The following is a 25,798-nucleotide window of genomic DNA, read 5'->3' as shown; positions in this document are numbered from 1 at the left end:
ACAACTTGTCTCGTTGTCATAGGTCGGAGCACTGTACGGTACGTCCGGGCGCAGGGATTTCTAAACTTAATTTAGTATTTATTCTTGACGCGATCGGATGGCCGAAGCATGCTTTGGCCACTCGACGACGAGAGGTACGGGTATGCCGAGAACCCTGCTGTCCGTGGCCACCATCGCTTTGGCGCTGCTGGCGCCCACGGCGGTTGCCGCCGCCGCACCGTCCGCCCCGGTCGAACACGCGGGTGTCGACCAAGGCGCGCCCACCTACTACGACTCGGGCATCGCACGCACTCCGTACATGGGGTGGAACTCCTACTTCGCCGTGGGCGCGGCGTCGGAGGAGAAGGTGCTCGGGGTGGCTGACCACCTCGTCAGCAGCGGCCTCGCGAAGGCCGGCTACACCATCGTGTGGATCGACGGCGGGTGGAACGCGAGCCCGCCGCGCGACGGCAAGGGCGCGCTCGTGCCCGACCCCGCGCGGTTCCCGTCCGGGTTCACCAAGCTGGTGGACACGTTGCACGCCAAGGGTTTGAAGGCGGGCATCTACACCGACGCGGGTGCCTGGGACGGCAAGAACTGCGCCGCCGGCAGTGGTGGCGGGTACTACGAGGCGGACGCGAAGCAGTTCGCCGGGTGGAAGTTCGACGCCATCAAGATCGACTTCCTGTGCGGCATCGCGCAGAACATGGACCCGGCCGTCGCCTTCACGCAGTTCTCCGCCGCGGTGCAGAAGGCCGGGCGGAAGATGATCCTCAACCTCTGCAACCCGGTCACCGACGAGTGGGGCGTGCCGCACCGCTGGGACCAGACCGCGTACGTGGCCTACACGTACGGACCGCGCGTCGGCGACTCGTGGCGCACCAGCACGGACGTCGCGTTCGGCACGCCGTACGAGGGCATCTGGCGCGACGTGCTGCGCAACATGGACCGCAACCTCTACCGGCCCGGTGCACAGGGTCCCGGTCACTACAACGACCCGGACTACCTGATCCCGATGCGCAAGACGGAGCAGGGCACGTACGAGCTCAACGAGGAGGAGTCGGCCTCGCAGCTCGTCATGTGGTCGGTGATGGCCTCGCCGCTGATCATCGGCTCGGACCCGCGCACGCTGCCGCCGTCGATGATCGAGACGCTGAAGAACCCCGAGATCATCGCGGTCGACCAGGACCCGCTGGCCATCCAGGGCGTGCGCGTCGCCGGTTCGAACAACGTCGACGTCTACAGCAAGGTGTTGTCCGGCAAGGGAGAGCGGGCCGTCGCGGTGCTCAACCGCAACGACCAGCCCACCGAGTTCACGATCACCCTCGCCGACACCGGCCTCAAGGGCAGCGTCTCCGTCCGCGACCTGCGCGCCCGCGCCGACCGCGGCACGGCGACCGGCACCCACACCGTCACGGTTCCCGCGCACGGCACGGCGTTCCTCAAGCTGCGCGGCGAGACGGCCGTTCCCGGCACCGACGTCGGTGGCGAGACCTCGGCCAGCCCGGCGCTGATCCGCTGGGACGACAAGACCATGGCGACGTTCGCGCGCGACAAGTCCGGACGCCTCACGCAGCGCTCGATGGTCAACGGCGAGTGGCGCAACTGGGTCGTGCTCGGCGGCCCGAAGAACGGTCAGGTCCTCGGCCAGCCCTCGGCGTTCGCGAGCCCGAACGGCCGGATCGACCTCTTCGTCCGCGGCACGGACAACGTGGCCTACCAACGGACCTTCGCGAACAACAAGTGGGGCAACTGGACCTCGCTCGGCGGCACGCTGACCGACTCCGTGTCGGTGGCGTTCACCGGACCGGACAGCTGGAGCCTGTTCGGCCGCGGCGCCGACGGCCGGGTGTGGACGCGCGACAAGGCGAACAGCACCTGGACCTCGGTCGGTTCGCCCGGCAACCAGCAGATCTACGGCAGGCCCTCTGCCGCGACGGTCGCGTCCGGCACGTTCGTCACGGTCCGGCTGCAGGACGACTCCGCCTGGTACCGCAGGCGCACCGCGAACGGCTGGTCCGCGTGGACCTCGCTGGGCGGCGTGATCAGCGGCAGCCCGACGGCGGTCGCCAACGGTGACCGCGTCAACGTCTTCGTCCGCGGCAGCGACTACACGCTGTGGCAGCAGGACCTCGTCGATGGCGCGGGCACCTGGTGGACCAAGCGCGACCAGTTCGTGAGCAACGCGCTGACCGGCGCGGTGGGCGGAGCACCCGGTGCGAACGGATCGACCTGGGTCGCCGTGCGTGGACCGGACGACGCCGTGCACGTGTCCAGCCTCGACGCCCGCTGATCAGCCCTCCCAACGGAGTCAACGATGACCTCACGTCGCAACTTCCTGAAGGCCGCCGGTGCGCTGGGGCTGGGTGCCATGGTCCTGCCGACCTTCTCCGCCCACGCCGAGCCCTACCGACCGAGTGGCAACCCGCTCACCCCCAACCCGACGACCCTCTGGTACCCCGCTCCCGCCGACGAGGCGAAGATCATCGAGCAGGGCCTGCCGATCGGCAACGGCCGCCTCGGCGCGCTCGTCGGCGGTGGCGTCGAGAAGGACTTCCTGTACCTGACCGACGTCACGCTGTGGACCGGCGAGCTCAACGACACCCTCGAAGGCGACGGCCAGCTGCCGTACGACTCGCACTTCGGCACGTTCTCGATGCTGGCCAAGCTCTACGTCAACGTTCCGGGCCACGCGGGTGCCACGAACTACCGCCGCGAACTCGACCTGAGCAACGGCCTCGTCACCACCAGGTACACCTCCGGCGGCAAGCAGTACCGGCGGGAGATCTACTCCAGCCACCCGGACGACGTGGTGATCGTCCGGCTCGTCGGCCCGAACCAGACCGGCACCGTCACCCTGGTCGGCGCACATGGCGAACCCGCTGTGGGCGACGCTCCGCACACCGCGGCCGTCTTCACCGGCTCGTTCCCGAACAAGCTGGCGTACAGCGGTGTCGTGACGGCGTTCAGTCCTGATGGAACGGTCAAAGTGGACGGTGCGAACCTTTCGTTCACGGGCTGCTCCGACCTGGTGATCGTGTTCTCCGGCGGCACGAACTACGTCCCGGACGCCTCGACCGGCTTCATGGACCCGCTGGTCGAGCCCGCCAAGCTCGCGCTGCAGAAGGCTGCGGTGCGCGCCAAGGCCGACGCCCTGCTGCGCACGCACGTCGCGGACTACCGCAAGAAGTACGACCGGCAGAAGGTCGACCTCGGCCGTTCCACCGACGCCCAGCGCGCGATGGACACGTGGACCCGTTTGCAGGCAAGGGCTGCGAACCCCGCGCCCGACCCGGAGCTGGAGGCGAGCTACCTCCAGTTCGGCCGCTACCTCGCCATCACGGGCTCGCGCGACAACCTGCCGATCAACCTGCAGGGCCTGTGGCTGTCGAACAACAACCCCGACTGGTACAGCGACTACCACACCGACATCAACATCCAGATGAACTACTGGCTCGCGGACCGGGCCGCGCTGTCGGACACGTTCGACGCGCTCGCGAACTACTGCGTGGCGCAGCTTCCGGCGTGGACGAACACCACGCAGTCGGTGTACCAGGACGAGCGCAACCGGTTCCGCAACAGCAACAACCGCGTGGCCGGGTGGGCGGTCGCCTTCTCCACCAACATCTACGGCGGCAGCGGCTGGTGGTGGCACCCCGGCGGCAACGCGTGGCTGTGCATGTCGTTGTTCGAGCACTACGAGTACACGCTCGACCGCGACTACCTGGCCAAGATCTACCCGTTGCTCAAGGGCGCCTGCGAGTTCTGGGAAGCACGCCTGGTCGAGACGCCGCAGGGCCTGGTGGACGACCACGACTGGTCGCCGGAGCACGGCCCGCAGGACACCCGCGGCAACACCTACAACCAGGAACTGGTGCACCACCTGTTCGGCAAGTACCGCGTCGCGACCGACGTGCTGCGCCGCGACCAGGCTTACGGCCGCAGGATGTCCGGCCTGCGGGACCGGCTGTACCTGCCGGTGGTCAGCCCGAAGACCGGCATGCTGCAGGAGTGGATGTCGCCGGACGACCTCGGCGAGACCACGCACCGGCACCTGTCGCCGCTCGTCGGTTTCTTCCCCGGTGACCGCATCAACCGCGACGACTCCCCCGCCGCGCTGATCGAGGGCGTGAAGCAGCACCTGATCACCCGCGGCATGGAGAGCTTCGGCTGGGGCCTGGCGTGGCGGGCGGCGTGCTGGGCGCGGCTGAAGGACGCGACCAGGGCGTACGAGCTGGTGCAGAAGGTGATCCGGCCGTCTATCAACTATGCGAACGGCACGGCGCCGAACTTCTTCGACATGTACAGCTTCGGCGACCGGTCGATCTTCCAGATCGACGCGAACCTCGGCGCTCCGGCCGCCATGCTGGAGATGCTGCTGTACGCCCGGCCGGGCGTGATCGAACTGCTGCCCGCGCTGCCGCCGGCGTGGAAGACCGGCTCGGTCACCGGAATCGGTGCCCGCGGCGGCTTCTCCGTCGACCTGGCGTGGAAGGACGGCAAGGTCACCAGCGCGACGGTCCGCAGCGTCGGCGGGACCGAGACCGAGGTCCGCTTCGGCAGGTGGAAGAAGAAGATCAACCTGCGCAAGGGCCAGTCGGTCACGCTGCGCCCGTGAAACGACCGGGTCGTGGTCACCAGTTGCCTAAGATCGGCTGGTGACCGCGAACCCCGCCGAAGTCAGCCTGACGAGCCCGCGTTCCGCGACGGCACAGCGCCTGGTCTCCGGACTCGCGTTGGTCGCGGTGGTCGCGGGTGGTGTGGCGGTCGCCTTCTCCGGTGAGCCGTGGTGGGCGATCGTGTTGTGGGAGTTCGCCCTGCTCGTGACCGCGGTCATCTGCGCGGCGATCTGGGCCTCGGCGGGCGAGTCCGCCAAGGAGACCGCGGCGTTGCGCGCGAAGGGGATCACGGTGGTCGCCGAGGTGCTCGACAGCACCGCCCACGACGACGGCGAGTCCGTCTCGCACGCGCTGACGCTGTGGATTCCGGCTTCAGGTGGCGGTTTCGAGGTGCGCCACCACTGCGACCACTACGACGGCGAGCAGCACCTCCAGGTCCTCGTCGACCCCGCCGTGCGCACCTGGGGTGTCGTTCACTGAAGCGGCGCGGTGGAGTCCCGCACCACCAGCGTCGTCGCCAGCTCTATGTGCAGCGCCTCGGGTCGATGCCCGTCCAGCACCCGCATCAGCTGCGTGACGGCGATGCTTCCCATCTCCTGCAACGGTTGCCGCACGGTCGTCAGCCGCGGGTTCGTGGCCTCGGCCAGGTCGATGTCGTCGAACCCGGCCACCGACAGGTCTTCCGGCACGCGCAGGCCCCGTTCGCGTGCGGCGTGCAGCGTGCCGACGGCGACCTTGTCGTTGAAGCACACGATCGCGGACGGGCGGGGCTCCAGGTCCAGCAGTTCCGCCGCCGCACGCGCACCGTGCGCGACAGTGGGTTCGACGTGGCGCAGGCGATCCGGCGTGAGCAGCACCCCCGCCTTGGCCAGGGACGCGCGGTGGCCGGCCAGGCGCGCGTCGCCTGCCAGCCACTCCTCCGGGCCGGCGATGACGGCGATGTCGCGGTGCCCCAGCTCGATCAGGTGGTCGGCCACGGCACGCGCGCCCGCGAAGTGGGCGGCGGACACGGAGGCGATGTCGGGCAGGGGCAGGACGCGCGGGTCGACCACGACGAACGGGTAGCCCGCGCGGGACAACGCGACCAGCTCGTCACCCTCCTCCGGCGGCAGGATGAGGATCGCGGCGTCGATGTCGGCCTGGCCGGGCAGGCCGCGCAGCGCGTCGGAACCCTGGCCCGACTCACCCGCGTCCAGCAGCATGCGCAGGCCGTGCAGCTTCAGCGTGTCCGCGATCGACGAGACGATCAGGCCGAAGTAGTCCGTCAGGACGTACGGGCAGCGGACGTAGACCGTGCGCGTTCTCGACGCCACGACGTCCTGCTTGCGCCGTTCGACGGCCTGCAGGACCAGGTCACGGGTGCGCTGGGCGACGTTCACGTGATCGTTGAGCACGCGGGAGACGGTCGCGATCGAGACACCGGTCTCCGCCGCGATGTCCCGCAGGCTCGCGCGTTGTTTCACGTTCTCGATCTTGCGTTCCACCTGGTCAATGTACCGGAAATCCTCTAGACCATTGACCCTCGACACGGCCGGGTGTTTCATCCTGGAAGCTGATGTTTCACAGTGATGAATGGGTGTTACATGAGACGTACCGCGATCGTCGCCCTGGTGATCGGCCTGACCGCCGTGCCGACAGCAGAAGCCTCCAGCGCACCCCAGGTGCGGGTGTGGGTGACCACGCCGGACCGCGCGGAGCTGATGCACGAACGGCCGCGCGTCACGTTCGGCGCCAGCGAGTCGGCGCACCCGACGATCGTGGTCGACCCCGACCGCCGCTACCAGGAGGTCGACGGCTTCGGCGCCTCGATCACGGACTCCTCGGCCGAGGTGCTCGCGGGCCTCTCCCCTGCCGTCCGCGCCGACACCCTGCGCAAGCTGTTCGATCCGCGAGACGGCATCGGCGTCAGCTTCCTGCGCCAGCCCGTGGGCTCGTCCGACTTCACGGCGGCCGCGGAGCACTACACCTACGACGACGTACCGGCCGGCCAGACCGACTTCCCGCTCAGGAACTTCAGCGTCCGGCACGACGAGGCGAAGATCCTTCCGTTGCTGCGCGAGGCGAAGCGCCTCAACCCGCGCCTGAAGGTCATGGCCACGCCGTGGAGCCCGCCGGCGTGGATGAAGGACAACGACTCGCTCGTCGGCGGCAAGCTCAAGGACGACCCGAAGGTCTACGACGCCTACGCGCGGTACCTCGTGAAGTTCGTGCAGGCGTATGCGAGGGCCGGGGTGCCGGTCGACTTCCTGTCCGTGCAGAACGAGCCGCAGAACCGCAAGCCGGACGCCTACCCCGGCACGGACATGCCCGTCGCGGCGCAGATCAAGGTGATCGAGGCGCTCGGCCCGAAGCTCAGGCTCGCCAGCCCGCGCACCAAGATCCTGGGCTACGACCACAACTGGGCCACGCACCCGAACGACGGCACGGCGGAAGCCGACTACCCGTACCAGATCCTGAACAGCAAGGCCGCGAAATGGCTCGCCGGCACCGCGTACCACTGCTACTACGGTGACCCGAGCGCGCAGACCGCGTTGCGCAACGCCTTCCCGGACAAGGGGATCTGGTTCACCGAGTGCTCCGGTTCCAAGGGCGCCACCGACCCGCCCGCCAAGGTCTTCAGCGACACCCTGCGCTGGCACGCCCGCAACGTCGTCCTCGGCACCACCCGCAACTGGGCCCGCAGCGCGGTCAACTGGAACATCGCGCTGGACAGCACCGGCGGCCCGCACAACGGCGGCTGCGGCACGTGCACCGGCCTCGTCACCGTGCAGCCGGACGGCTCCGTGGTCACCGACGCCGAGTACTACACCATCGGCCACCTCTCGAAGTTCGTGAAGCCCGGTGCGCGCCGCATCGCGAGCACGTCGTTCGGCACGACCGGCTGGAACGGCCAGATCATGGACGCCGCGTTCCGCAACCCCGACGGTTCCACGGCTCTGGTGGTGCACAACGAGAACGACGAGCCGCGTTCGTTCGCGGTCAACGTCGGCGACCGCACCTTCGAGTACACCCTGCCCGGCGGTGCGCTGGCGACGTTCACCTGGACCAGCCAGCACAAGAGCAAGCTGGACCTCGTGCCGCTGACCGGCGCCACCGCGTCTCCTGACGGCGCGCTCGCGATCGACGACGACGCGTCGACCCGCTGGTCCAACGGCGGTCCTCAGACTCCCGGCCAGTACCTCCAGGTGGATCTGGGGCGCCGCAAGGACTTCCGCCGCGTCGCGGTCGACTCCGGCGGCAACCTCGGTGACTACGCCCGCAACTGGGAGCTCTCGGTCAGCGACAACGGCACGTCCTGGCGCGCCATCGCGTCGGGCGAGGGCGTCGGCCAGCTGACGAACATCGACGTCCGTCGCACGAGCGCGCGGTACGTCCGCATCACGTCCACCGGTGCCGCCGGCAACTGGTGGAGCATCGCCGATTTCCGTTTGCACAACTGAACATCAGCTGACGGGCGCCCAAACCCCTGCAAGGAGCGCTGAATGTCAAAGACGACAAAACGCTGGCGCGGCATAGCGATCGCGGCGGCGGTGGTCACGGCGGGAAGCACCCTGGTCTCCCCCTCCGCCACCGCGGCGACCAACGCGAGCGTGTGGCTGACCACCGGTGACAAGGTGAACGCCCTGACCAAACAGGCGGACGTGACGTTCGGCTCGGGTGGCACCGGGTCGACGATCACCGTGAACCCGAACTCCACCTACCAGTCGATGGTGGGCTTCGGCGCGTCGTTCACGGACGCCGCGGCGTGGAACATCTTCAACTCGCCGCGCCGCAACGAGATCATGAACAACCTGTTCAACAAGACCAGCGGCATCGGCATGAGCTTCATCCGCCAGCCGATCGGCGCGTCCGACTTCTCGCGGAACTTCTACACCTACAACGACGGCGCGGCGGACCCGACGCTCTCGCGGTTCTCCACCGCGCACGACAACGCCTACATCCTGCCGCTCCTGCAGCAGGCCAAGCAGCTCAACCCGCAGGTCGCCGTGATGGCGACGCCGTGGAGCGCGCCGGCGTGGATGAAGAACAACAACAGCCTCATCCAGGGCCAGCTCAACGACAGCCGGATCGGCGTGTACGCGGACTACCTGGTCAAGTTCGCGCAGGCGTACAAGGCCGCGGGCATCCCGATCGACTACCTGAGCGTGCAGAACGAGCCGAACTTCGAACCGCCGGGCTACCCCGGCATGAGGATGTCGGCGCAGCAGCAGGTCAACGTCATCAACACGCTGGTGCCGAAGCTGCGCGCGGCCGGTGAGCAGGCGCGACTGCTGGGCTACGACCACAACTGGGACGACACGAACTACCCGCAGACCGTGAACAACGGCGCGGGCAACAACGTGATCGGCTCCGCGTGGCACTGCTACGGCGGCAACCCGAGCGGGCAGTCCACCGTGAAGAACAACCAGCCCGGCAAGGACATCTTCTTCACCGAGTGCTCGGGCACGAAGTCCGCGAACGACGCGGCGACGTTCCGCGACACGTTGCGCTGGCAGGGCATCAACCTCGCGATCGGCGCCACGCGCAACCACGCGCGGTCCGTCGCGATCTGGAACATGGCGCTGGACCAGAACAACGGCCCGGTGATCGGCAGCTGCACCAACTGCACCGGTGTCGTCTCGACCATCGGTTCCAACGTCACGTACAACGCCGAGTACTACGTCCTCGGTCACCTGTCGAAGTTCGTGCAGCCCGGCGCGGTCCGCATCGACTCGACCGGCTTCGGCGAGGGCGGCGTGCAGAACGTCGCGTTCCGCAACCCGAACGGTCAGATCGTCCTTGTCGCGCTGAACTCGGGCGGCCAGCAGAACTTCCGCGTCTCCTACAACGGCCAGACGTTCGGCTACAACCTGCCGGCCGGCGCGATGGCGACGTTCACGTGGCCCGGCACGCTCGACCCCGGCCAGCCCGGCGGCCGCACCGGCGCCATCACGGGCCTGGGCGGCAAGTGCCTCGACGTCACCGACGGCTCGACCACGAACGGCAACCTCCCGCAGCTGTGGTCCTGCTTCGGCGGCCCGAACCAGACGTGGACGCTGGGCACCGACGGCACGGTGCGGGGCCTGGGCAAGTGCCTCGACGTGACCGGCAACGGCACGGCGGACGGCGCCGCGGTCCAGTTGTGGGACTGCTTCGCCGGACCGAACCAGCGGTGGACGGCCTCCAACGGCACGCTGGTGAATGTCGGCAGCGGTAAGTGCCTCGACGTCATAGGCAACAGCACGGCCGACGGCGCGAAGCTGCAGATCTGGTCCTGCACAGGTGGGGCGAACCAGCGGTGGACCGTACCCGCTTAGGTGAGAACGCTTGAGGTCATGCCGCACGGGTAACCGGGCGGCATGACCGATGCGTTGAATCCCGAAGCACCCCACTCCCCCGGTACCCCCAGCCTCGACGACCTCGACGTCGAGGAGCCCGAGGCGCCTCCGGAGGAGCCCTTCGACCCCGCCGCACCGCCGGACTGAGTCAGGCGCGAGCCGGTACCGCGGCGCGTGCGCCGGGAAGGAACCCGCGCGCCGCCGTCAGGAGCGTGCGAGCCTCCATCAGCTCGCCGTACTCGAGGTGTTCGTCGGCGACGGCGACGTGCGCCAGAGCCTGGCGCGGCGCGTCCGGGGCGTCCATCACGGCCTTCGCCAGGGATTTGCGCGCCCGTTCGGCCTGGTCGGAGAGGTTCGCTCCCCCAGTGGCACGGAGGAGGACGAGAGCGTCGCAGATCGCTCGGTCCAGTGAGCTGGAATGCACGTGATCGCCGCCTTTGGACAGCCGGGGACAAGGCGCGCCGACTGCTTGACGCGGCACCGGGTACCCGCGCCTGGCCCACGGCAAACCACCGGACGGCGAATCTACGAAAGAACGATGCCCCGCTGCTCCGGCACGAAGGCGGCGAAGTCGCGGTTGGTCTGCTCCCGGTGCAGCAGCCCGTTGACCCAGCGGACCACGTCGGCGGGTGCCGGCCGCGGGTCGCCACTGAGCCGCGCGACGTCCACGAGGTCCCCGAGACGGTCCTCCACGGCGACCGACCAGCCGCTCAGTTCGTTCCAGACCAGGGCGACGTAATGGCGGGGGAAGTCCGGTAGACGCCCGTCCAGCGCCACGTAGGCACCGGTCAGCGGCTCCGCGTCGATGCACGAGCTGTCGCCGCGCAGTCCGAGGCCGGTGACGATCTCGCTGATGTAGCTCCGCACCTCGCGGGCCACCGCATCGTCGAAGTCGATGTCGAAGTCGATCTCGGACTCCATGGTCATGTCGCGCGGATACCCCTGCGGGGTGTCGGCGAAACCGGCCGGACGAGGCCAGTCCGCATGGCGTGCACCACAGTCCCCGGGGTCGAGTCTGATCATCACCGGTTTCCGGGGTCTCGATCGGCCTCGCCTCGGAGACCCCGGAAACGGTCGGACGATCAGCCGCCGTAAGGGTTCGCGGCCTTCTTCGTCGCGTAGGTCAGCATCGGCTCGACCTTCGCCCAGTGCCCGTCCTGACAGGAGTACTCGGGCAGGAACCCGGTGCACGAGCCCTCCCAGTTGCCGATCTCCCACGTGTAGTGGGGAACGCCGAGCTCGCCGTACACCCAGTCGTCGATCGAGCCGCCCGCGGTGTAGAGCAGTTCACCTGGCTGGCCGTACTGCCAGTCGGGACCCGCGAGCCCGGCCATGTCCTTGGCCATCGCGCGCAGCGGCCCGTCGTTCGGCGACGGCGTGGTGGTGTAGCCCCACGGCAGCAGCACGACGTTGAGCGCGGCGTGCATGGTGATGACCATGCCGCGCGTCTTCGGGTCCGCCGGGTCGTTCACGCCGGGACCGCGCGTGTCCGGGTAGAGCGCGCGGAAGAACTTCTCCAGTGCCTTCGTCTCGACCTCGGAGTCGGGGCTCGGGCCGCGGTAGACCTGGTGGCACGGGTCGGACGACGTGCCGTTGTCACCCCACTGGGCGTTGAAGTTCCGGTTGACGTCGATGCCGATCTGCGCGTACGGGTCCTCTGTCGTCGGGCATTCCCTCGGACCGTTGGTGTAGTTGCCGTTCTTGCGCTGCAGCTTCGGCGAGTCGCCGCCGGACTGGACGATCTGCACGCCGTCCGGGTTCGCGATCGGCACGACCCAGACCTCGGTGGTGTCGAGCAGCGACGTGACCTCGGCGTCCTTGCCGTAGCCCTGGGTCAGGTGGTCGATCCAGCGCCACGCCATGTCGCCGGTCGTGATCTCGCGGGCGTGGATCTGCGCCGACACGAACATCCGCGGCTTCTTGACGTTCGGCGTCAGCCTGCAGTCACCGAGGTTCTTCCTGGTGATGCAGATGGCCCTGAGGTCGTGGCCGCCGGCGCCCTGGGTCTTGCGCCACGAGTCGCCGTAGTCGACGACGGTCGCGAGGCCCGCGTACCGGAACGCCACCTGGTCGAGGTGGGCGTAGTGCGCCTTGATCGTGCGATAGCCGCTGTAGTAGGTCTCGTTGACGCCGTAGCCCTGCGTCTTCTGGCTGCTGGACGGCGGTGCCATCACGGACTCGACCTTGCCGGTGAACCCGGCCGCGGTCAGCCTGGTGTGGGTGTCCTTCGACCCCAGCACGAACAGGTCTTCGCCGTCACGCTGCTCGAGCACGTCGAAACCCCGTGCGAGCAGGTCCTGCGCCTTCTGCCCGAGCGGGGCCGGCACGCGGTAGACGTACGTCGGGCCCTCCTGCACGGCCACCGGCTGCGGTGGCGCGGCGGTCGAGGTGCCGACCAGGAAAGCCACGCTGGCAGCACCTGCCAACGCGAGACTCAGCCTTCGCTGCTTCATCGTGTGAAAACCCCCTGTGAAGCCATAAGTGGTGCCGATCGCGAACAAGGCGATCCGCACGTCCACAGGAGAACGCTTCCACAGGCACTCTTGTTCGCCCAACATTTCACCGTCTCAACAGCGATCATGGCCGGATGCGATTCGAGACCGTGGAACGGCGTCGCGTGCGGTTCGGCGTGGCCGAGGTGGAACGGGACCGCGATCGGCACGAAGCCTGGCTGATCAGCGTGGACGGCACCCCGCAGTCCTACGTGGACCTGCTGGACCCCGCCAGCCTGCCGTTCGACGCGATGCGCAGGGTCGCGGACGTGATCGACGCGCTGCCTCCGGGGCCGGTGAACGCGCTGCACATCGGCGGTGCCGCCGGCAGCCTGCCGCGCTACGTGCACCACGTCCGCCGGGGCTCCGACCAGCTGGTCGTGGACGTCGACGGGGATCTGGTCGACCTGGTCAACGCCCATCTGCCGCTGCCGTCCGGGATCTCCGTGCGGGTCGAGAACGGCCTCGACACCATCCGTTGCGCGCGGGATCTCGACCTGATCGTCGTGGACGCGTTCGACGGCCGTTCCATGCCGGAGGAGTTCGCGAGCGCGGAGTACCACCGGCACGTCTCCGAGGCGTTGACCGGCGATCGCACGTACGTCGTGAACGTGCTCGACCAGCCTGGTCTGTCCACTACGACCAGGCTTGTCGACGCCATCACCGCCCAGTTCGGCGTTCCGCTGGTGATCGCCGACCTGGGCGTGCTGGCGGGAACGGGCTCCGGCAACGTCGTCCTCGTGTCGACGAAGGCGGCGCTGCCGGTCGCGGAACTCGAAGCGAGGGCTCGCGAAGCCCGTCTCCCCGCCTCCGTCTCAATTGGACTGTGATCTCAGTCGGTCAGCGCCACCAGTCCACCTTGGTCGGCTCGCGGAACGCGTTGGTCCCGCAGTGCACCTCGCCGCCTCCCCAGTGCAGGAAGTCCCAGTCCTCGACCCACTTCACCTCGACGGGCGTGCCCGCGAGCGCCTGCTCGGCCCTGCTCCTGAACAGGTCGACGCCGTCAGCCCTCGGCCCGTGCGGGTCGGGTGCGCCGAAGACGCCGCCGCCCAGTGAGATGCCGTTCGGGATGCCCGCCGTGTGCGCGACGAACACCGTGCTCGGTGCCTGACCGGACCGCATCCGATCGCGCAGGTCGTCCGCCTGGGCGCGCGTGATCCGCCCGGTGAGCTCGTCGACCTCCTGCCAGCCGAACTCCTGGAACAGCACAGGGACCCGGACGAGGTCGCGCTCGGCGAGTCCGGTCTCCCTGGTCAGCACCGCGAGCTGGGTGTCGACGTGCCGGGCGGCGGCCTCGTTCTGCGCCACGAACTTCGGGTCCGCGAGCGCCTGGTCGATCGTCGGCTTCTCCTTCTCACTGGTGCCGTCGAACAGCACCGCCGCGCCGTGACCGTCCTTTGTGGCCTGACGCAGCACGTCGAGCGCCAGCCTCGGGTCGGCGACCATCAGCGTCCAGCCGCGGGAGTTGCGGGCCGGGATCACGTGCACCGTCTCGTCGGAGTGGCCTACCGCGAGCCATCCCGTGTCGATGACGACCGGTTCCGCGTACTGCGAGCCGATCAGCGTCGCGAACGACGGGTCGGGCATGCGCTCGGCGGTGCTGCCGTACAACGGCCTGCCGAGCTCGTGGCCGCGATAGGGCGGCAGGCTCTCGTAGTTGCCGGTGGAGTTGAGGCTGTCGTCGACGGCAGGGCCGCGCTTGTCGGTGTACTGCTGCACGACCCCGACGTCCGGACCCCGCAACGCGCTGAACGCGACGCGTCCACCGGGTCGCAGAGCGGGCGGGTACGGCTTGCCCTCCAGCTCCATGGCGGGCCGGTAGTTGGCGCTGCGCAACAACACGCGTATGACCTGCGGTTTTCCGCCCGGTCCCGGCATGCTGGCCGTGGTGGGTTCGAAGACGTCCTGGAACCACCGGTCGTCGCTGGGGATCGCGGCCAGCGCGTCCTCCGGCAGGTCCGCCGCCTTCATCGCGGCGCGCAGACCGGCGACGAACTCGTCGTAGCCCGCGCTGTACTCCGGGCTGATCGGCTTCGAGGTGACGACCCTGCTCGGTGCCTTCAGGTCGTTCTGCAGGATCAGCGGCGCCACGCGCAGCTGCACCGAGTCCGTGCCGCCGGCCTTCAGCGTGACGGTGACCGTGCCGTCCCAGACAGCCTTGTCCCTGATGACGTCCCGGCCCTCCAGTCCCAGCTTGGCGCCCTTGCGCAGCTCAGCGGCGGTGAGCGTGCCGCTCTCGCCCAGGGACGTCCAGGTGCCGTCGCGTTCGACCCAGAGGCGGGCGTACCTGCCCTCCCCCACGCCGAGCGACACCGTGCCGTCTCTGCCGACGTTGCGCGGCATCGTCCGCAGCGGCGCGAAGTCCTGGGCGTCCTGCGGGCCGTTGAGCACGTCGTCCTGGGCGTCGTTGCAGGCCGCGAGCCGTTCGTCGACCGCGATGGCACGGTCCTTGAGATCCTCCTCGGTGACCTTGCAGCGACGGCCGTCGTCGTCCAGGTTCGGCAGGAAGATCGCGCCCCTGGCCGAGGTCCACTTCCCCTTGCCCGCCCGGTCCGCCCAGTCGACCGTGCCAGTTCTGTTGGTGTCGGCCAGGATCGTCGCTCCGGGAGCCGCCGTGGCCGGCATCCCCGTGAAGATCACACTCGCCAGCGCGACCACACCGGTGGTCGCCACAACGCGTTTCATCACAAGTTCCCCCTCGTGATCATGTGCACCCCACGCTAGGGAACTTCCCAATACGGACGCATCCGACCACAGGCGACTACGCCTCCGTCTCAGGTTGTGGGCCGAACGGGTGACGAGTGCCCTCGGCTCTCGCATACGGTTCGTTCATGGACGCGCTCACCTCGACTTCGCTCCTGGGACGGGACGACGAGATCCGTTGCCTGTCCGGGATGCTCACCGCTGCCCGGGACGGGCGCGGTGGCGCTTTGGTCCTGCGCGGCGAGGCGGGACTCGGGAAGAGCGCGTTGCTCGGCCACATGCGGGAGTCGGCCGCCGGGTTCCGCGTGCTGGAGGCGTCCGGGTCGGAGTTCGAGACCGAGCTGCCGTTCGCGGCGCTGCACCAGTTGTGCCTGCCGTTGATGGACTCGCTGTCCGGGCATCACCGCGAGGCGCTCGAGGTCGCGTTCGGACTGGCGAGCGGGAAGCCCGACGTGCTGCGGATCGGCATGGCCACGCTGGACCTGCTCGCGGGCGGCGAGCCGGTGCTGTGCCTGCTGGACGACGCCCACTGGCTGGATGAGGCGTCCGCGCAGGTCCTCGCGTTCCTCGGGCGGCGGCTGGCCTCCGAACCGGTGGTGCTCGTGCTCGCGGCACGACGGCCGTGGGCGCGGTCGCGGCTGGACGAGCTGCCCGGCCTGGAACTGCGGGGCCTGGCCGACGCCGAGGCCCGCGCGTTGCTGACGTCCGGTCCGGTCGCGGTCGTGGACGACAAGGTGCGGGAGCGACTCCTCGCCGAAGCGCGCGGGAACCCGTTGGCCCTGCTGGAGCTGCCCAAGGCCGGTGGGTTCGCGCTGCCGGACGTGGCGTCGGTGCCGAGCATGATCGAACGCAGCTTTCAGGAACGGGCCGCGCGCCTGCCCGCCGACGCCCAGCTGTTGCTGACCGTGGCGGGTGCCGATCCGACCGGTGAGCCGGGACTGCTGTGGGCCGCTGCCGCCGAGCTGGGCATCGACGTGGCATCCGCCGGGGTGGAGGCCGAGGCGTCCGGGCTGGTCAGCATCTCCACGCGGGTGCGGTTCTGCCACCCGCTCGCCCGGTCGGCCATCTACCTCGCCGCCGCGCCCTCCCAGCGCCAGGCTGTTCACCTCGCGCTGGCTGCCGTCACCGATCCGGTGAGCGATCCCGACCGGCGGGTGTGGCACCGCGCGCAGGCCGGGACCGGGCCCGACGACTCGCTCGCGGCCGAGCTGGAACGCTCCGCCGACCGCGCCCGCGCTCGCGGCGGAGTGGCTGCCGCGGCGGCGTTTCTGGAGCGTGCGGCGGCGTTGTCCGTGGAGCCGGGGTCGCGGGCGGAACGCACGGTGGCCGCGGCGCAGGCGAAGCTCGACGCTGGTGCGGTCGACGTCGCGGCCGAGCTGCTCACGACCTTCTCGACCGATGACGCGCGGGCGGACCTGCTGCGCGGCCGGATCGCGTTCGTGCGCAACAAGGAGAACGACGGGCCGTCGTTCGTGCTGAACGCCGCTCGCCGGATGACCGGGGCCGATGCGCGCGACGGCGTGCTGGACGCGCTGGAGATCGCGCTCGCCTTCGGCCGCCCCAGTGGCGTGATGGACGCCGTGGTGCGCGAGGCTCGCGGGCTTGAGCGCGGCTCGGATGCGTTGGAGGCGTTGGTACTTCTCGCCGACGAAGGCCACCGGACCGCCGTTCCCCTGCTGCGCCGGGTGTTCTCCGGCGACGATCTGGTGTGGACGCGGCATCCCGCGCTGGCGACGATGCTCGCCGGTGAGCTGTGGGACACCGAGGTGCACTCGGCGGTGACCGGGTGGCTGCTGAAGACCGGGCAGCAGACCGGGTCGCCGTTCGTGCTGCGGCTCGGGCTCGCCCAGCAGGCCGTCGGCGCGGTGATCACCGGCGAGTTCGGCAAGGCGGTGTCCGCCATCGCGGAGGAGGAGGCCGTCGCCGATGCCGTCGGCATGCCTCCGTTGCGCTATGCGCGGTTGCACCTGGCCGCGTATCGCGGGCAGAAGCCGGAGGTGCTGGCCGAGATCGAGCACTCGCTGCGGGAAGCCGAGCGGCGGGCCGGGTGCCTGATCGCGAACACGCACTGGGCGTCCGCCGTGCTGCACAACGGTCTTGGTGACTACCCGGTGGCGTTGGCCGCTGCTCGTGAGGCGGTCGCGCCGGGCGATCTCTACCTCGCCGGGATGGCGTTGCCCGAACTGATCGAGGCGGCGGTGCGCTGCGGTGAGTCCTCGCTCGCGTCGGAAGCGTTGGAGGATCTGGTTTCTCGGACTTCGCCATGCGAAACCGCGTGGGCGCAGGGCATCGCGGCCTACTCGCGGGCCCTCGTCACGGGTGAGGAGGAGTCGTACGTCGCGGCGGTGCAGCAGCTGGAGTCCAGCGCGGCCCGTCCTCAGCTCGCGCGGGCCCACCTGGTGTACGGCGAGTGGTTGCGCCGCGCCGGCCGCCGTGTCGACGCCCGAACGCAGCTGCGCGCCGCGCACTATCTGTTGTCCTCCATCGGAATGGAGGCCTTCGCCGCCCGCGCCGCGCTGGAGCTGAAGGCCACCGGCGAGGTCGCCCGCAGCCGTTCCGCCCAGGCCACCGACGAGCTGACCATGCAGGAGACGCACATCGCCCGGCTGGTGGCGACCGGGGCGACGTCCAAGGAGGTCGCCGCCCGGCTGTTCCTGAGCCCCCGCACGGTCGATGCCCACCTGCGGAACATCTTCCGCAAGGTGGGCATCAACTCACGCCGTCAGCTGGGGGACGTGTTCAGCTCAGCCTCGGCATGATCCCGAGCTGCTGAGCGGCCCAGAGGCCGTCCGCGTTGAGCCAGTACTCGGCGATCCTGCCGTCCTCGACGCGGAGGACGTCCGTGCCGTGGAACGACACCGCGCCGGCCTCGGCGAGCCAGCGCACGACGTGGAACGGCTCCTGCGAGATCGGCCCCACCTCGACGGTGAACTTGAGGCCGGGCATGTTCTGGTGGGAGCCGCGCACCCACTCGACGAGCCCCTGCCGTCCACTGTGGTCTTCCGACGGTCCGCCGGTCAGCGGCGCCACGTGCCAGACGAAGTCCTCGTGGACGATCTTCCCAGCGAGGTCGAGGTCGCCGTTCCAGAAGTCGAGCCAGTCCTGCACCAGGTCGCTCATCACTTGTCTCCGTGCTGGCCGGGGGCAGCGCTGCCCGTGTACTCGCCGAGGTCGGACACGAGCTGCGTGAGCTCGGGGTCGCTGTCGTACCGCTTCTGGTGCAAGGCCGCGATCTTCGCGCCCATCTCGGGGTCCTCGTCGTCGGTGATGTCGAACGAGGCGAACTTGTCCACCAGAGGCAGCCCGACCCGGTCGGTGTTGCGGTGCGCCGGGTGGATCAGGTACTCCCAGTAGCCCTCGAGGTCCTCGATGACGAACGTCGCGCCCCACTCGTACTCGCCGCCGAAATCTCGGCCGACCACGAAGGACTTGACGGACGGGATCACGCGGCCCTGGTTGCGCAGGCTCTCCAGCGCCTCCTCGATCTGCTCGGGCGAGGCGTCCTTGCGCAGGGTGAAGCGGTTGCCGTGGTAGATCATCAGTTCTTCTCCTTCGGTGCCAGGGCGAGGACCGCCCCTGCGATGGTGGTGACGACCCCGGTCCAGGTGAACGCGGCCGCGATGCCCGTGGCCTGGACGAGGGGTGCGATGACGAGCGGTGACAGGAACTGGCCCAGGAAGATCCCCGCGACGAGCCCGCTCAGCACCCGGCCGCGTTGTTCCGGCCGGGCGAGGTTCGCGAGGCCCGTGTTGAGGTTCGGCACGACCAGGCCGACGCCGAACCCGCCGATCAGCAGGCCCGCGGTGACCAGCGCGACCCCGTTCGCGTAGCCGATGACCAGCCACCCGACTCCGAGCAGCACGACGCTGATGGCGGTGATCTTCGTGGTCTTGAGCTTCGGGAACACGAGTGCTCCCACGACGCTGGTGAGCGTGCTGCCCGCGATCACGAACCCGATGACCGCGGGGCTCGCGTTCATGCCTCGCAGCAGGAACGGCAGCTGCGTCGGGGCCATGAAGAACACGAGGGTCGCGATGAGGGCCAGCAGGTAGATCCCGATGGCTTTGCGCGGGAACGCCTGGCCACCGACGGTCGGGGGTGGCTCGGGCCGTTCGCCGGTCAGACCCGTCGCCGCGGCCAGGGCTATCAGCGCGGCGACGCTGTAGAGCCAGAACGGCAACCGCCAGTCGACGCCCGCCAGCAGGCCCGCCAGCGGCAGGAACACGACTCCGCCCAGGCTGGCCGCGGCCTGCTGGAAGCCCAGGAACCGGCCGCGTTCAGGACCTTCGAACCAGTCCGTGATGAGGGCGCTGACCGCGGTCATGACGCCGCCGACCGCGAGGCCCAGCAGCGTTCTGGTGCCCAGCAGGACGGGCAGGCTGGTCACGAAGTACCCCGCCGTGCCGGCTGCGGCGTAGAGGGCGAGGCTGGCCGTGAGCAGCGGCTTGCGGCCCGTCCGGTCGGCGACCAGGCCCGCCAGCGGCGCGCTCACCGCGATGGCCAGCGAGGTGATGGTGAGGGCGAGCCTGACCAGGACGCCGTCGCCGTACACCTCGCCCATCGCGGGCAGGCTCGGGGCGATGATCGCCGCGGCCATGATCGTGAGTGTGGCGGAGGCCAGGACCACCGCCCGGGCCGTTCGCGTTGGCGCAGTTCGTGTTGTCACGCCACAAGACTCGCCCCGGAGCGGGGTCGTTCGCGTCGGTAGGCGTTACGTAGATCGCGTAGGTGACTGCCTACATCCGGTCGAGCAGCCGGGCCCGTGCGACCTCCAGGTGCGCGGTCATCGCCGCGCTGGCCCCGGTCTCGTCCCGGGCGACCAGCGCGTCCACGATCGCCCGGTGCTCGGTGATCGTCTGCACCCCGAACGGCTGCTGGAAGTTCAGCCGGAACAGGTGCAGGTGGCAGTGCGTCTTGGCGAACGACTGCAGGACGGCCTCGTTGCCCGCGATCCGCAGGATCAGCTCGTGCAACCGCTGGTCGTGCGCCGTGAGGTTCTTGTAGTCGTCGTAGGCGTCATCGGCGGGAGCCGACGGACAGGTCGCCAGCTCCTCCTCGATGAGGTCGTCGAACTCGGCCGTCATGCGGCCCGCCGCCAGAGCCGCGGACGGCGGCTCCAGCAGCAGACGCAGGGCGTACAGGTCGTCGACCTGCTTGCGGTTCAGCAGGTCCGTCACGCTGTAGCCGCGCAACGGGAGCCTGCTGACCAGTTCTTCGGATTCGAGGCGTGCCAGGGCTTCCCGGACGGGCGTTGGGGACACGTCGAGCTGACGCGCGAGTTCGTCTATGTTCACGCGGGCGCCGGGCGCGATGCCGTCGCTCATGATCAGGGCACGGATCTGCTCGTAGACGTCATCCGCGAGCACGCGCCTGGTCGGTATCCGCAACACCACTCCTGAGACTCCCGTCAGTTCTTGGCCAGTATCTCCTGCGAGACGCGTTCCATCTCGGCGAACACGTCGTCGGAGCGCTGGCCTGCGAAGTACGCCTCGAAGAGGGGCTGTTCGGCGGACTGGACCGCCGAGCCGTTGGCGTACGCGCTGGACGGGTAGAGGACGCCGTCCTTCACGTACTGGTTGAAGACGGTGAGGTCGACGCCCTGCGTCTTCATGGAGGTCACGGTGTTGTCCATGGCGGCGGGGATCGACGGGAAGAACGTGCCGGTGGCGCCCGCCTTGGTCTGACACTCCTCGCTGCCCATGTAGCTGACCCACTTCCAGGTCAGGTCGGGGTTCTTGGTGCCGGCCCAGACGTTGTTGCCGTTCGAGTTGGACAGCACCGAACGCTTGCCGTCCGGCCCCAGCACGGTCGGCGCGATGCCGACCTTCACGCCGGGGATCTTGCCGAACGACGGCGCCGACCACGAGCCGCCCATGGTCATCGCGACCTTGCCGGAGCCGATCAGGTCGACGTCGGAGATCGTGGACTGGCTGCCGGTGGTGAACGTGCCGAGCTTCGGCGAGAAGCCGCGCTCGGTCAGCGACAGGACCCACTTCATCGTCTTGGTGAAGCGCGGGTCGGTGTAGTTGAACTTGGTGGGCCACTGGTCCTTGTCGCCCAGCCGCCAGCCGAGGGTGTTGACGAACGGCGCCCAGCTGGTCTCGCCGATGAAGCTGCGGCCCGCCATCGCGCCGATGCCGTAGGTGGCGATCTGCGTCTTGTCGAAGCCCGCCTCGTCGCCGTGCTTGCCGTTCTTGTCGATCGTCAGCCGGGCGACGACCTTGTCGAACGTGCCGCCGTCGTCCGGGTTCCAGGACAGCTTCTGCACGTCGGCCTCCGCCACGCCGGCCTTGGCCAGCATGTCGGCGTTGTAGTAGAGGCCGGAGGCGGCCCAGTCGAGCGGCAGCCCGTACTGCTTGCCGTCGGTGAACTTCCACGTGTCGACGCCGACCGAGAACTTCTTCAGGTCCACGGAGGACTTCGCGATCAGGTCGTCCAGCGGCATCAGCTGGTGCTGCGAGGCGTAGGCCTGCAGGAACTGCACCGAGTTCTGGAACGCGTCCGGCGCGGTGCCCGCCACGAAGCCCGCGGTGAGCTTGGTGAAGTAGTCGTCCACGTTGTAGCGGGTGATCTTCACGTCGGTACCGGGGTTGGCGGCCTCGAACGCCTTCTCGCACTCGCCGTAGGCGACTGCCTGCTTGTCGTCCCAGGTCCACCAGTTCACGGAGTTGCCGGAGCCCGTGTCGGAACTCCCGCACCCCGCGACCACCAGGGCTGTTGCTGCTACCAGGGCAGCGGCGGCGATTTTCATGGCTTCTCCAAGAGACGGGTTCGGAAGGCGTCGAGTGCGATGTCGAGGTCGTCGGAGCCGCCCGCCTCGTGGGCGCTGTGCTCCCAGACAGCTATCTCCCTGGGTCCGGCGTAGGCGTGGTAGGCGCCGAACACGGTGGACGGCGGGACGATGTCGTCCATCAGGCCGACCGAGAACCACGCGGGGGCGGTGGCCCTGGCGGCGAACCCCACACCGTCGAAATAGGACAGTGCGGGGAAGACGTCGGAACGCCGGTTGTCGGCGAGGTAGTGGGTGAGCTCGGTGTAGGGCGGGCGGCCGCAGACGTTCAGCGCCCTGCGGAAGTCGCAGAGGAACGGCGCCTGCGTGTGGACGGCGGCCAGGTCGGGCACGAGACCGGCGACGGCCAGTGCGATTCCGCCGCCTTGGCTGTTGCCGATCACGGCGACGTCCGCGGAACCCAACGCGCGCACGGCATCGACCGCGCGCACCGCGTCCGTGAAGACTCGTCGGTAGAAGTAGGTCGAGCGGTCGGCGATGCCGCGGGTCAGGAACCCTCCACCGCCGCGCTGGTCCCGCACCTCGACCTGCAGGTGCGCGAACCCGGCGCTGGCCCAGGTCAGGTTCTCGACCGCACTGCCCCGGTTGCCGCCGTAGCCGTGGTACTGCACCACAGCGGGAAGCCCGGACTGCCCCTTCGGCGTGCGCAGCCACGCGTGGATCCGGTCGCCACCGAACCCGGAGAACGACACGTCGTAGACGTCGAGCGTCTTGAGCGGCGTGTCCACGCGCACGGCCTGAACGTCCAGATCGATCGACCGGGCCTCGGCCAGCGTCGAGTCCCAGAACGAGTCGAAGTCGTCCGGCCGCACATAGGAGCTGCGGTACTCCCACAACTCGTCCAATCCGAGATCGGTCAGCACGAAATCCTCCCGCGCACTTCGACGACGTCGCTCACGACGACCTCGGTGACCTCGCCACCGATGCTCACCGGCACGAATTCCGACGCGTCACCGGACACTCGCCGCACCCGCACCAGCACTTCGCCGTCCTGCCAGGTGACGTCGACGGAAAGCCCGCCACGGCACCGAAGTCCGCGAGCCGAGCCGCGAGACCACCCGGAGGGCAGCGCGGGCAGGACATCGATCACGCCGGTGTGGCTCTGCACCACGACTTCCGCGAGTCCCGCGGTGAAGCCGTAGTTGCCGTCGATCTGGAACGGCGGGTGCGTGCTGAACAGGTTCGGCAGCAGGCCGCCCCACTCGGAGCCGTCGACCGGTGCGTCGCGGTGCCGGTCGCCGGTGAAGGGCTGCGAGGCCTCGGACAGCAGCGAGCGCACGGTCTCGCCGTCGCCCAGCCGGGCTCGCAGCGCCATCTTCCAGGCCCAGGACCAGCCCATCGCGCCGTTGCCGCGCTGGTCCAGCACCTCGACGGCGGCGTCGCCCAACTGCGTGCCGGCGACGATCTGGCCGAGCGGGTAGACCGACACCATGTGCGACATGTGCCGATGCGTCGGGTCCTCCTCGGGCAGGTCGTGGGCCCACTCCCCCAGCCGGCCGTCGTCCAGCACCGGCACCGGCCGAAGCCGGGGCAGCGCCGCCGAGATCTCCGCGACCAGCGGATCGGCGCGGCCAGACGCCAGCGCGAGCGCCAAAGTCCGTTCGAAGACGGCGCGGACCAGCACCACGTCCATCGTCACGGACCAGGTCAGCGCCTGCGGCTTTCCGTCGACGAGGAACCAGTTCTCCGGCGACGTCGACGGGCACGTGTCGAGGTGGCCGTCGGGTCCTTCGACCAGCCAGTCGAGGAGGAACTCTGCACAGCCGCGCAGCAGCGGCCACGCACGCTCCAAAGTGGACCAGGTGCGGGCGAAGTCGTAGTGGTCCCAGGCGTGCTGGACCAGCCACGCGCCGCCCATCTGCCAGATCGCCCACGACACCGCGCCGTGGCCCATGCCGACCGGCAGCGCCCAGCCCCACGCGTCGGTGTTGTGGTGCGCGACCCAGCCGCGCGCCCCGTACAGGTCGCGCGCCACCTCGCCGCCGGTCACCGCGAGCTTCTCCAGCAGTTCCAGCAACGGGTCGTGGCACTCGGCGAGCCCGGTGACCTCGGCGGCCCAGTAGTTCATCTGGGTGTTGATGTTGATCGTGTAGTTCGAGGACCAGGCAGGGCGCAGGTCGGCGTTCCAGATGCCCTGGAGGTTCGCGGGCGGCGCGCCCGGCCGTGACGACGAGACCAGCAGATACCGGCCGTACGCGAACAGCACGGACGCGACGAGCTGTTCGTCCTTGCCGGACAACAGCTCCGGCACGTCGACGACCTCGGGCAGGTCGCCGAACCGCACCTCGCACGCGTCCATCAGCGTCATGTGGTTGCCGTGGCGCCGGCCGGTCCACCGCGACTCGGTCGTCGTGGAGCTGGTGAGCGTGAGCAGCCAGCGCTCGCCCTCGCTCACCTTGACCGTCACCGTGCCCTGTTCCCCCGCCCCGTAGACGGGAGCCTCGACCTGCGGTTCGTGCCGGGGTGCTGAGTCGACGGGGATATCGACGACGAGGTTGAGCCCGTCTCGCGACACCTCGCGCAACGGCGTCGAGATCTCGACGTCGCTGGGCACCGCTCCGATGATCTCCACGCACAGCGCGGTTTCCGACGTCCACACACGCCGGACGACGTCCGAGCCGCCGATGGTCAGCCGCTCGGTGACCACGCCCGTGCTCAGATCCAGCGTGCGGCCGTGCGACTCGCCTTCGGGCAGCGTGATCCACAGGTCCACGTACGGCAGGAACGTCTGGCTGTACGGACCTTCGAACGACATCAACAGCTCGGTGGCCCGTTCCAGATCGCCGCCGAAGATCGCCTCACGCACCTGCGCGAGCCGTTCCGGACCGGCTCCGGAAGCCAGTACGTCCGCCAGGGCGAGAGAAGGCCCGTCGGCGGTGCCCGACCACACGGTCGCGTCGTTGACCTGCACGCGGGACCGCCCGGCCCCGCCGAACACCATCGCCCCGAGGCGGCCGTTGCCCACGGGCAACGCCTCGGTCCATTCCGTCGCAGCCGACGGCCAGTGCAGTCTCACTTGATCCCCGTGAAGCCGATGGAGTTGACCAGCCGCCGCCCGAAGACCACGAACAGCAGCAACATCGGCAGCGCCGCGACCAGCGTCGCCGCCATCAGGCCTGCCCAGTCCAGCGACGCCTGCGGTGAGGACTGCTTGAACACCGCGAGCGCGAGGGTGAGCGGACGGACCGACTCGTCGTTGGTGACGAGCAACGGCCAGAAGTAGTCGTTCCAGGTGGTGATGAACGTCAGCAGCGTCAGGGTCGCCATCGGCGCGACGCTCATCGGCAGCACTATCCGGAAGCACACGCGCAACGGCCCGGCGCCGTCGATGATCGCGGCCTCCTCGACCTCGTTCGAGAGCCCGAGCATGAACTGCCGCAGGAAGAAGATGTTGAACGCGGAGAAGAACGCGCCGGGCAGGATCATGCCGCCGAAGCTGTTGAGCAGCCCCAGATCCTTCATCAGCACGAAGTTCGGCAGCAGCGTGAACACCGACGGCACCATCAGCGCCGTCAGCAGGACGCCGAAGACGAGATCCCGGCCCTTCCAGTGCAGCCGGGCGAACGCGTACGCGGCCAGTGCCGAGAACACGACCGTGAAGAGCGTCAGCAGTCCCGCGTACACAATGGAGTTCCACAACGCGAGCGCCAGGTCGATGCTGGCCCCCGAACCACCTTCCGCGGCCGCTTCGGCGGGGGAGGCCAGCCCGAGAGCGCGTTTGAACGGGCCCCAGGTGAAGTCCACCGGCAGCAACGACGACGGGTCCGTCGACATCGCGAAGTTGTTGGACAGCGCGGTCCGCACGATCCAGTAGAAGGGGAAGATCGTGACCAGCAGGACGACGACCAGGTAGCCCCAGGCGACGCCCCTGCCGAGCTTCATCGAGAGGTTCACCGG

21 protein-coding genes are annotated in these 25,798 nt (G+C 69.2%); 8 read left to right on the top strand and 13 right to left on the bottom strand.

Going from position 1 to position 25,798, the window contains the following annotated elements; all coding sequences use genetic code 11:
* The first annotated feature begins 142 nt into the window (after positions 1 to 142).
* Genes ACH413_RS01890 through ACH413_RS01880 form a run of 3 tightly spaced genes read left to right on the top strand, consistent with a single transcriptional unit; the run spans position 143 to position 5,078 of the window.
* Complete coding sequence (locus ACH413_RS01890) at positions 143 to 2,272, top strand: hypothetical protein (protein WP_360029733.1); 2,130 nt, start codon at positions 143 to 145, stop codon at positions 2,270 to 2,272.
* A 24-nt stretch (positions 2,273 to 2,296) separates the two neighbouring features.
* Positions 2,297 to 4,597 (top strand): glycoside hydrolase family 95 protein, encoded by a 2,301-nt coding sequence (locus ACH413_RS01885; protein ID WP_360029732.1) that lies wholly within the window; start codon positions 2,297 to 2,299, stop codon positions 4,595 to 4,597.
* A gap of 40 nt (positions 4,598 to 4,637) precedes the next feature.
* The gene (locus ACH413_RS01880) at positions 4,638 to 5,078 is read left to right on the top strand and encodes a hypothetical protein (RefSeq protein WP_360029731.1); all 441 of its coding nucleotides are present in this window, start codon (positions 4,638 to 4,640) and stop codon (positions 5,076 to 5,078) included.
* On the opposite strand, the gene ACH413_RS01875 is transcribed toward ACH413_RS01880, so the two are convergent.
* A complete protein-coding gene (locus ACH413_RS01875; protein ID WP_360029730.1) occupies positions 5,072 to 6,082 on the bottom strand; it encodes a LacI family DNA-binding transcriptional regulator in 1,011 nt (336 codons plus the stop codon). The genes ACH413_RS01880 and ACH413_RS01875 overlap by 7 nt on opposite strands.
* 99 nt (positions 6,083 to 6,181) lie before the next feature.
* Between ACH413_RS01875 and ACH413_RS01870 the strand changes: the two genes are divergently transcribed.
* The 3 genes from ACH413_RS01870 to ACH413_RS01860 are packed head-to-tail and all read left to right on the top strand — an operon-like array spanning position 6,182 to position 10,063.
* Positions 6,182 to 8,038 carry a discoidin domain-containing protein gene (locus ACH413_RS01870; RefSeq protein WP_360029728.1) on the top strand — a complete coding sequence of 619 codons (1,857 nt, stop codon included), beginning with the start codon at positions 6,182 to 6,184 and terminating at the stop codon, positions 8,036 to 8,038.
* Positions 8,039 to 8,080: 42 nt separating this feature from the next.
* A complete protein-coding gene (locus ACH413_RS01865) occupies positions 8,081 to 9,895 on the top strand; it encodes a ricin-type beta-trefoil lectin domain protein (protein ID WP_360029727.1) in 1,815 nt (604 codons plus the stop codon).
* A gap of 42 nt (positions 9,896 to 9,937) precedes the next feature.
* Complete coding sequence (locus tag ACH413_RS01860) at positions 9,938 to 10,063, top strand: hypothetical protein (RefSeq protein WP_360029726.1); 126 nt, start codon at positions 9,938 to 9,940, stop codon at positions 10,061 to 10,063.
* 1 nt (position 10,064) lies between these two features.
* On the opposite strand, the gene ACH413_RS01855 is transcribed toward ACH413_RS01860, so the two are convergent.
* From ACH413_RS01855 to ACH413_RS01845, 3 genes are all read right to left on the bottom strand, one after another.
* Entirely contained in the window at positions 10,065 to 10,340 is a 276-nt protein-coding gene (locus ACH413_RS01855) for a hypothetical protein (RefSeq protein ID WP_360029725.1), read from the bottom strand.
* Positions 10,341 to 10,441: 101 nt separating this feature from the next.
* Positions 10,442 to 10,843 (bottom strand): DUF6292 family protein, encoded by a 402-nt coding sequence (locus tag ACH413_RS01850; protein ID WP_360029724.1) that lies wholly within the window; start codon positions 10,841 to 10,843, stop codon positions 10,442 to 10,444.
* A gap of 155 nt (positions 10,844 to 10,998) precedes the next feature.
* Complete coding sequence (locus ACH413_RS01845; protein WP_360029723.1) at positions 10,999 to 12,324, bottom strand: M14 family zinc carboxypeptidase; 1,326 nt, start codon at positions 12,322 to 12,324, stop codon at positions 10,999 to 11,001.
* A 179-nt stretch (positions 12,325 to 12,503) separates the two neighbouring features.
* On the opposite strand from ACH413_RS01845, the gene ACH413_RS01840 reads away from it, so the two are divergent.
* A complete protein-coding gene (locus ACH413_RS01840) occupies positions 12,504 to 13,238 on the top strand; it encodes a fused MFS/spermidine synthase (protein ID WP_360029722.1) in 735 nt (244 codons plus the stop codon).
* Between the two features lie 10 nt (positions 13,239 to 13,248).
* Here ACH413_RS01840 and ACH413_RS01835 read toward each other — a convergent pair whose 3' ends face one another.
* Positions 13,249 to 15,093: a protein-arginine deiminase family protein gene (locus ACH413_RS01835; protein WP_360029721.1), complete on the bottom strand. Its 1,845-nt coding sequence runs from the start codon at positions 15,091 to 15,093 to the stop codon at positions 13,249 to 13,251.
* 146 nt (positions 15,094 to 15,239) lie between these two features.
* Here ACH413_RS01835 and ACH413_RS01830 point away from each other — a divergent pair, with 146 nt between their 5' ends.
* Entirely contained in the window at positions 15,240 to 17,870 is a 2,631-nt protein-coding gene (locus ACH413_RS01830; RefSeq protein ID WP_360029720.1) for an AAA family ATPase, read from the top strand.
* On the opposite strand, the gene ACH413_RS01825 is transcribed toward ACH413_RS01830, so the two are convergent.
* The 8 genes from ACH413_RS01825 to ACH413_RS01790 form a co-directional block, all read right to left on the bottom strand.
* The gene (locus ACH413_RS01825; protein ID WP_360029719.1) at positions 17,851 to 18,231 is read right to left on the bottom strand and encodes a nuclear transport factor 2 family protein; all 381 of its coding nucleotides are present in this window, start codon (positions 18,229 to 18,231) and stop codon (positions 17,851 to 17,853) included. The two genes, ACH413_RS01830 and ACH413_RS01825, sit on opposite strands and share 20 nt — an antisense overlap.
* Positions 18,231 to 18,650, bottom strand: coding sequence for a Dabb family protein (locus ACH413_RS01820; RefSeq protein ID WP_360029718.1), 420 nt, complete (start codon positions 18,648 to 18,650; stop codon positions 18,231 to 18,233). Before ACH413_RS01820 ends, ACH413_RS01825 begins: the two co-directional genes overlap by 1 nt.
* Positions 18,650 to 19,708 carry an MFS transporter gene (locus tag ACH413_RS01815; RefSeq protein ID WP_396424839.1) on the bottom strand — a complete coding sequence of 353 codons (1,059 nt, stop codon included), beginning with the start codon at positions 19,706 to 19,708 and terminating at the stop codon, positions 18,650 to 18,652. The genes ACH413_RS01820 and ACH413_RS01815 overlap by 1 nt, the downstream gene beginning before the upstream one ends.
* Before the next feature lie 139 nt (positions 19,709 to 19,847).
* Positions 19,848 to 20,498, bottom strand: a complete 651-nt coding sequence (locus ACH413_RS01810) for a GntR family transcriptional regulator (protein ID WP_360029717.1) — start codon at positions 20,496 to 20,498, stop codon at positions 19,848 to 19,850.
* 20 nt (positions 20,499 to 20,518) lie between these two features.
* Entirely contained in the window at positions 20,519 to 21,862 is a 1,344-nt protein-coding gene (locus ACH413_RS01805; RefSeq protein WP_360029715.1) for a sugar ABC transporter substrate-binding protein, read from the bottom strand.
* Positions 21,859 to 22,764 (bottom strand): acetylxylan esterase, encoded by a 906-nt coding sequence (locus tag ACH413_RS01800; protein WP_360029714.1) that lies wholly within the window; start codon positions 22,762 to 22,764, stop codon positions 21,859 to 21,861. Before ACH413_RS01800 ends, ACH413_RS01805 begins: the two co-directional genes overlap by 4 nt.
* Positions 22,758 to 24,917, bottom strand: coding sequence for a glycosyl hydrolase family 95 catalytic domain-containing protein (locus tag ACH413_RS01795; RefSeq protein ID WP_360029713.1), 2,160 nt, complete (start codon positions 24,915 to 24,917; stop codon positions 22,758 to 22,760). Before ACH413_RS01795 ends, ACH413_RS01800 begins: the two co-directional genes overlap by 7 nt.
* Positions 24,914 to 25,795 carry a carbohydrate ABC transporter permease gene (locus tag ACH413_RS01790; protein ID WP_360029712.1) on the bottom strand — a complete coding sequence of 294 codons (882 nt, stop codon included), beginning with the start codon at positions 25,793 to 25,795 and terminating at the stop codon, positions 24,914 to 24,916. The genes ACH413_RS01795 and ACH413_RS01790 overlap by 4 nt, the downstream gene beginning before the upstream one ends.
* Positions 25,796 to 25,798 lie beyond the last annotated feature (3 nt).

The sequence above is a fragment of the Lentzea sp. NPDC020367 genome (genome assembly GCF_044387305.1).
Lineage (GTDB): Bacteria > Actinomycetota > Actinomycetes > Mycobacteriales > Pseudonocardiaceae > Lentzea.
This window is presented reverse-complemented; position numbering and strand designations above follow the sequence as displayed.